This window comes from Nocardia sp. NPDC056100, assembly GCF_042266325.1.
Lineage (GTDB): Bacteria > Actinomycetota > Actinomycetes > Mycobacteriales > Mycobacteriaceae > Nocardia.
This window is the reverse complement of record NZ_JBHJVY010000001.1, coordinates 431,410-435,125: the sequence shown is the minus strand read 5'-3', so window position 1 is coordinate 435,125 and position 3,716 is coordinate 431,410. Positions and strand designations below refer to the sequence as shown.

Sequence of the window (3,716 nt, the reverse complement as noted above, 5' to 3'; positions counted from 1 at the left end):
AAATGGTGATTTCGTGCAATTCAGGCATTAAAGGCGAATGTATCGACATTCATGGTTTCCACGCTGAAATACCCACCGCCGGTTAACATCTGCGATTGGTCGCACTACAGTGAGGAAATCGCGTGACTCAAACTGAGAACGAATCGCTGTCCTTCCCTCCGGTCGAGCCGCCACCCTTTCCGGAGCCCACCCCGCCGCCCGTCAAGGCCCCGATGTCGCGCCGAAAGCTCGCCGCACTCGCCGGGGTGCTGCCATTGAGCGCTGTCGCCGTCGGCTCGGCGTATTTCGTCGGAAATTCCGGTGATGACAATTCTTCCGCCCCCAAGCGCGCGACCGGTGCCGCGGTCAACAATGCCGGGGCCATTACGACCAGGTCCCAGCCCAACCCGGGGGTCGCGCCCGAGATCGCGAAAATCGGCAGTAGACATATCGCGGCCCTGCACGCCATTCATGTGCACCTCAAGAATATCGGCACCTACGATCCGAGATCGCTCGACGCCTATTTCGCCGGAGCCATCGCCGCGTCCACGGGGCCGTACCGTAAACAATTGCAGGAAACCAATACCGCCACTCGCGCGTATCTGCTCGCGAACAACAGCACCAGCGAAGTGGTCGACTTCAATTGCGGCCTGCGCGCGATCACCGACAATGTCGCCACGGCCGTGGGCTATATCAAACAGTCCACCACCACCGAGACCGCTCCCAATCCGGAAGTGGCGCTCACCGTCGCGGTCGTCACCGCCGAAGAACAACCCGACGGCCGCTGGCTCATCAGCGATATGCAACGAATCACTACGTGAGCCGGGAAGCGTGGACGTTACTCACTCTCGTATAGGTCGCCGTATAGGTCATGACCTGGCAGTCGAGGTGGACCGCGGGCACCATGGCAATGTCGGTCGGTTCCCTGCAGTCCGAACGGCGCCAACGTGAGAGAGGGACCGTACTCCATCCCAGCACAACCGCCGCCGGAGGCGGTCCGTCTCTTACGTCAGAGCGGGAATTCAGAGCAGGCCCACCAGGCGCGCCCGCTCCACGGCATTGCCCCGGGTATTCGCATCGAGCTTGCTGTAGATACCGCGCAGATGCGTCTTGACCGTATTGATGGACACCCCGAGATCCGCGGCGATCTGCCCGGTGGTGCGTCCCGACGGAAGATGTTTCAGGACAGTCGTTTCCGATGCGGTGAGCGGCGGAAGCGCCGCATCGCGCACGGCGGCCGGATGATGGCGCAGCCGTTCGGCGAAATCGTCCAGGCGGCCGAAACGCCCCGCGTAGATATCCAATAGCCCGATGGCCTCGGGCACATCGAGCCACGGTGAGATCAGTGCGTCGGGCTCCGATATCCGCAGCGCCGACTCCAGCGCCTCCGCCGCCTTGGCGGGCATGCCGAGTTTGTGCACGACGGCCGCATAGCGCAGCCACGCGGACAGTTCCGTCACCGAGTACAGCTGTTCGGTGCCGTGCAGCAGCGGTTCCAGCAGTGCGCGGGCCGAGCGCGGTTTATGCGCCGCGTCGGCGAGCATCGCCTGGAGCAGGATCACCTCGGCGCTGTCGCCGAGCACCGCCTGCGCGCGATCGGCTAGTTCCTGCGCCGGGCGCACCTCGCGCAATTGCAGCAGCGAACGCACCACCGCCGGAAGCTGCACGCCCTGATTGCCCGCGGGCAGCGGATCCGAAGCCAGCAGTCGCAGCAGTCCGGCCCGGACCCGATGCACGGCGAGGTATTTGTCCGGCGCGACGCGACTCAGCAGGAACTCGCAGGCGACCACCGTGGGCAGGCCGGTGGCGGGCATACCCGAGCGCTCCGGTTCGGACCACTGCTCCAGAATGTCGGCAATCGGCTCGGCATCGAAGGATTCGCCCTGCACATACCGGGTCAGCGCCGCCACGAGCAGCATTCGATGGGTGTCGGGGAAATCTCGCAGATCATGGTCGAACGCATAGCGAATCGCGACCTCGGAACGGGCGCGCGCGGCACCGATCGCGCCGGTGTACACCGAGGCGACCGCCAGCCGGGCCAGCGATCGCAGTACCAGGCGATGCCTGCCGGTGCGCTCTGCCAGGGTGATGCCCGAGCGCAAGAGCGCCTCACCGCGTTCGATTCGGCCGTGCAGCAGCATGGCGCTCGCTGCCTGAACCGCGAGATAGCAGTCGATATCGAGGTTGCCGGTGGCGGGCAGCTCGATGCGCGCGTCCACGTCGTCCACTTGCGCGCCCGAACTCAGCACCGCGTCGATGGTCACCGCGGAACCGAGGGCGTCCAGCCAATGTATCGGCGCGAGTGAGGGTTTCGTCATGGGCTGGGCGCGAATCAGTTCCAGGTACGCCAGCGCCGCCCGATCCTGGCCGCTGGTCACCGCGTCGATGGCCCGCAGCCGCCAGACGAAGGGATCATCGGCGACGGCGGAGCCGGATCGGTCGAGCGCATCGAACAGTCGCGGGCCGGAACCGTCGAAGACGATGCCGATACCGTTGTCGCGCAAGAAGTCCCGCAGCGGTTCCGGATCGGGCAGGGTCAGCAGCTGCGGTAGCGCGGCGGCCGGTGTGCCCGCCTCGATGAGCGCTCGCGCGGTGCGCAGCCGCAATTCCGACAGTGCGGCATCACCGCGACGGCGGGCCCGCGTCAGCAGGTACGCGCGCACCAGGGGGTGGTGAACGAACCACAGCACACCGCCCTCGGAATGCCGGGTGAGGGGAAATCCGGTGCGCTGCAACTCATCCAGCATGTCATGGGTGCGCGTATCGGAGAGTTCGTCGGCGAGTTGTTCGGTGAATCGCTCGGGCACGCCGGTGCCGATGAGGAATTCGAGCACGGGCTCGGGGAGGGGGCGCAGCACCTCGCCGACCACGAAATCCACCACCGCCGGGGCGGGACGGGCCAGCAGCGCCAGCGATGCGGCGCGATCGCGCGCACCGCCGGCCACCACCTGTGCGGCGATCCGGACCAGCGCGGTCCAGCCCTCGGTGAGTTCCATGACCGTATCCAATTCCGGTTCGGTCAGGGTGCAGCCGTGCCTGGTGAACAGTTGTCCCGCTTGGGATCTGGTCAAAGCCAGATGCCATCGGCGAATGCGGGTGAGTCGCCCCTCCACATGCAGGGTGTGCCAGCGCAGCGGCGGTTCGTACCGTCCGGACAGCACGATGGTCAGGGTGCGCGGTGCGTGCCGGATCAGATATTCGACGGCGACCAGTACGAACGAATCGGTGATCAGATGCGCGTCGTCGACCACCAGTAGCGCCGGGGTGTCACGTTCGCCGAGCGCTTCGATCAGATGTGCGGCGAAGGTGACACCCGGCGGCGGCGGGGGAGTGCCGAGCGCCTCGCACAGCGCCCGGGTGACCACGGGCCAGCGGCTGCGATCGCGGTCGAAGGCCGCGGTAATGGTCAGCCACGCCACCGCGGTCTCGGGGGCGCGTGCTCGAACGCGCTGTTCGATCCAGTCCAGCAACAGCACAGTTTTCCCGGATCCGGCGGGTGCGTTGAGCACCACCACGCGGGCTCCCGGCTGCGGCGGCCCGGTGTCGAGGCGGTCGAAGAGTTCGGACCGGGTGATCGGATCGCAGGTGAGCGTGGGTGGACGGTAGGGCGCAGAGCGTTCGAGTACCGATTGCGGACAAACAGATGTTCGTTGTGAAGTCGTCACCGAATCCTCCGGCTCGAGTGCAGAGACATCACAACCGCCACTGGCGACGTTACCGCAAACATTTATTGATCA

2 protein-coding genes are annotated in these 3,716 nt (G+C 65.9%); one reads left to right on the top strand and one right to left on the bottom strand.

The window, feature by feature from the left end; translation table 11 throughout:
- Window positions 1-122: 122 nt before the first annotated feature.
- Window positions 123-800 carry a hypothetical protein gene (locus ACFC0O_RS02070; RefSeq protein WP_375953036.1) on the top strand — a complete coding sequence of 226 codons (678 nt, stop codon included), beginning with the start codon at window positions 123-125 and terminating at the stop codon, window positions 798-800.
- A 201-nt stretch (window positions 801-1,001) separates the two neighbouring features.
- Here the strand turns inward: ACFC0O_RS02070 and ACFC0O_RS02065 are convergent, their stop codons facing one another.
- Window positions 1,002-3,644 (bottom strand): LuxR C-terminal-related transcriptional regulator, encoded by a 2,643-nt coding sequence (locus ACFC0O_RS02065; RefSeq protein WP_375953034.1) that lies wholly within the window; start codon window positions 3,642-3,644, stop codon window positions 1,002-1,004.
- Window positions 3,645-3,716: the final 72 nt, after the last annotated feature.